The 3,373-nt window shown below is 59.4% G+C and carries 4 protein-coding genes; 2 read left to right on the top strand and 2 right to left on the bottom strand.

Annotation, left to right across the window (positions count from 1 at the left end; all coding sequences use genetic code 11):
- The coding region (locus tag AAFM29_RS16810) for a Mur ligase family protein (protein ID WP_341713896.1) at positions 1–246 on the bottom strand (246 nt) is incomplete at its 3' end.
- On the bottom strand, positions 243–488 hold the full coding sequence (locus AAFM29_RS16805) for an AbrB/MazE/SpoVT family DNA-binding domain-containing protein (protein WP_341713895.1): 246 nt from the start codon (positions 486–488) through the stop codon (positions 243–245). The genes AAFM29_RS16810 and AAFM29_RS16805, both read right to left, overlap by 4 nt.
- Positions 489–732: 244 nt before the next feature.
- Between AAFM29_RS16805 and AAFM29_RS16800 the strand changes: the two genes are divergently transcribed.
- Positions 733–1,722 carry a GSU2403 family nucleotidyltransferase fold protein gene (locus AAFM29_RS16800; protein ID WP_341713894.1) on the top strand — a complete coding sequence of 330 codons (990 nt, stop codon included), beginning with the start codon at positions 733–735 and terminating at the stop codon, positions 1,720–1,722.
- Positions 1,723–1,810: 88 nt separating this feature from the next.
- Positions 1,811–3,034, top strand: coding sequence for an IS256 family transposase (locus tag AAFM29_RS16795; protein ID WP_341713893.1), 1,224 nt, complete (start codon positions 1,811–1,813; stop codon positions 3,032–3,034).
- The last annotated feature ends 339 nt before the right edge of the window (positions 3,035–3,373 follow it).

Below are 3,373 nucleotides of genomic sequence, written 5' to 3'. Positions count from 1 at the left end.
GGCCGACACCGTGGCGTGACCCACGCCCGCCGCCGTCATGCCGAAGGTCACCGTGCGTCCGGAGAACCCGCCGGTGCGGGCGGCAATGCGGGGATCGTCGGCGTTGCACACCAGCACGTCGTCAGCGCCGGCCCCCTCGAGGATCTCCGCCTTCGCATCGGCAATCGCATCGGCAACCTTGGCCGCGCCGGGTTCATCGCGGAGCAGGGCAAGAAGCGCTGAGGCATCGAGCACGGTTTCGGTCATTCGCCCGATTCCTCGCGGCGCCGCGCCAAGAAGGTGTCGACCGAGGCATCAGTATTGTCGCCTGTATATTGCTGGGCGAGAGCCTGCGCATGCGCGATTGCCTGCGCCACGGTGCGTAGGATCACGCCGTCTTCGGTTTCTTCGACAAGCAGCGCGCCGCCGCTAGTCAGGCCGAGCCGCTTGCGGATATCGGCGGGGAGGCTCATGCGCCCGATGGGCGTGATTGTGACTTGGAACGGCATGGCATTAATCCAGCATTGGCCAGTACCTGCGAGTTGGTATAGCCAATGCGAATTGTGGCACCAAATGACAAACGTGTCACGATCTGGCATCCATGGCTTGATTATTATTTGCTGCAAACTCGTGCGGTCGCTTCCTCACCCCATTTACCCTGCAATTGCAGGATATCCATGAATTGCAGGGTAAATGTTGCATTTTCGAAGTTTACCTTGCATTATGCCGATTATGTCCAGCGCAGGGTAAACGATGAGTTTTCAATCATTCTCAGACGAGCAGGCGAGGGTGATCGTCAATCTCGACCAAGCCTACCAGGTTTGGATGGATACACTGCGCACTTTGAACGATATGCCGTACAACCTGCGGATCAAGGAGGTTTCGGGCAGGGAATATCTGTACGAGGTCACCGATCGCCGCGGAAACATGAAGAGCATGGGCCCGCTCGATGACAGCAAGCAGGTCGAGTTCGACCAGTACAAAGCGGAAAAGGCCGAACTCAAGGAGCGATTGGAAGGGAGTAGGTCGACGCTCAAGGAACAGGCTAGTCTGTATCGTGCGTTGCGCATTCCGATGCTCCCGACCGAGGCCGGAAAGATCCTGCGCGAAGCCGATCGCCTGCGCTTCTTGGGCGACCAGGCGATGGTTGTCGGGACGAATGCGCTGATCGCCTATGCGTTGGAGGCCAACGGCTTCATTCGAGATGCGCCCGATACCACTATCGATTTCGATCTAGCGTTAACGGGGGTCGAGGTGAACGAGGATCGTCCGACCTTGTGGAAGGTGCTGAAGGAGGCCGACACCACCTATTCGGTCAATACCGAGCGACCCTTTCAAGCCCGGAATGCCAAGGCCTACGAGGTCGAAGTCCTGTCCGCACCAAGCCGCGTTGCCGGGCAATCGCCGAAAGACCGGCCGCGACCTGTTCCGTTGCCGGAGCAGGAATGGCTATTGATGGGCAGACCGGTTGATCGCGTTGTGGGTGTCAGAGACGGCGAAGCTGCCCGCATGGTCGTGCCCGATCCACGCTGGTTCGCGCTGCAGAAGCTATGGATGGCGGAAAAGCCTGAGCGTGCCGCGCAAAAGAAACCCAAGGATCTCAAGCAAGGCAGGGCGCTGCTCGATGCCGTTTGGCTGACTATGCGCCATTACCCTCTCAACGATGCTTTCTACGAAGAACTGCCCGCTGAATTGCGGCCGCACTACGAGGACTGGGACAAGGAGAAGCCGCGAAGACCATGACATGCAGTGAAAGTAGCGCTGCTTTGGAGTTGGGACTGTCAGGAATTCCGTGTGTGGGCGGGCATAATGGGTAAGAAGGAGTCCCACTATGTCCCGACGCAAAGAGCCTGCGATCCCCAATGAACTTCTGGACCAGCTTTTGTCTGGTGGCGCTGCCAGTGCCGCTTTCGAACAAGGCGGCTTGCTGGATGCGCTGAAGAAGGCGCTGACCGAGCGTGCCTTGAATGCGGAGATGGATCATCATCTGACCAGCAACGAAGAGGCCGGAAACACGCGCAATGGCTATGGCCGTAAGAGCGTGACCACAGATGCCGGCAAGCTGGAAATCGATGTCCCGCGCGACCGTCAGTCGAGCTTCGAGCCGCAGCTGATCGCGAAGTACCAGCGCCGTTTCCCCGGTTTCGATGACAAGATCATTTCGATGTATGCGCGCGGCATGAGCACCCGGGAGATCACCGGGCATCTGCACGATCTGTATGGCATTGACGTGTCGCCGGACCTGATCAGCACCGTGACCGACGCCGTGCTCGACGAAGTCGCCAGCTGGCAGCAGCGGCCGCTCGATCCGGTTTACCCGCTCGTCTTCTTCGATGCGATCCGGGTCAAGATCCGCGATGAAGGCATGGTCCGCAACAAGGCAATCCACATCGCCCTGGGTGTCCGCGCCGATGGCGCCAAGGAGGTGCTCGGCCTGTGGCTCGAGCAGAACGAAGGCGCCAAGTTCTGGCTGCGGGTGATGAACGAACTCAAGCACCGCGGCACGGAGGATATCCTGCTTGCCGTGGTCGATGGGCTCAAGGGCTTCCCCGAGGCCATCACCGCCGTGTTTCCCGAAGCCGTGGTCCAGACATGCATCGTCCATTTGCTGCGCAATTCGATGGACTTCGTGTCCTGGAAGGACCGCAAGGGGCTGGCAACCGCGCTTAAGGAAATCTACCGCGCCCCCAGCGCCGAGGCCGCCGAACAGGCGCTCACCGCGTTCGAGGCTGGACCCTGGGGTCAGCGCTATCCCGCTATCGGCCAGAGCTGGCGGCGGGCCTGGGCCGAGGTCATCCCGTTTTTTGCGTTTCCTGACGAGGTTCGCCGGATCGTTTATACGACAAATTCTATTGAAGCCCTCAACTCGAAGCTCCGCAGAGCCGTCAGGGCCAGGGGCCATTTCCCGAGCGACGAGGCCGCCACGAAATTGCTCTATCTGATCTTGAACAGATCCGAGAAAGAGTGGAAAATGCCCCCGCGTGAGTGGACCATGGCAAAGGCCCAGTTCGCCGTAATATTCGGTGAGCGCTTCATCAGAGCCATGGCGGCGTAATGTTCAACCGCCCGCCCACACACGGAATTCCTGACAGTCCCCACTGAAACGAGCGGATTCCCATCATGGCCCGGGGGCAAATCTACCCCGATCAGCAGGCCGGATAGATTCACGCATCCAATGCCGGAGCAACATCGAGAAGCTACCTTGCGCGGGAGGCGTCCATAGATGCGTTCCTTCGTCACTACGACGAAGCCAAAACACTCCTTAACTTACAACCCTGATTTTGTGCCATGGGCGCTGTCGGGGGACAAGCGGTGCAGATCCTCTCAGCGCCATTGAAGAGGTTATCGGATGGGACGATCTCGGTTCCGAGATCGAGGAAGCCAAGCGACTTGT

The sequence above is a fragment of the Erythrobacter sp. genome, from assembly GCF_038133525.1.
Taxonomy (GTDB): domain Bacteria; phylum Pseudomonadota; class Alphaproteobacteria; order Sphingomonadales; family Sphingomonadaceae; genus Qipengyuania.
The sequence above is the reverse complement of the archived record's forward strand: the minus strand, read 5'-3'. Positions and strand labels throughout refer to the sequence as shown.

Excerpts from the sequence above, each read along its gene's own strand:
- AAFM29_RS16795 (WP_341713893.1), top strand. The coding sequence starts at position 1,811 with ATGTCCCGACGCAAAGAGCCTGCGATCCCCAATGAACTTCTGGACCAG.
- AAFM29_RS16805 (WP_341713895.1), bottom strand. The coding sequence starts at position 488 with ATGCCGTTCCAAGTCACAATCACGCCCATCGGGCGCATGAGCCTCCCC.
- AAFM29_RS16800 (WP_341713894.1), top strand. The coding sequence starts at position 733 with ATGAGTTTTCAATCATTCTCAGACGAGCAGGCGAGGGTGATCGTCAAT.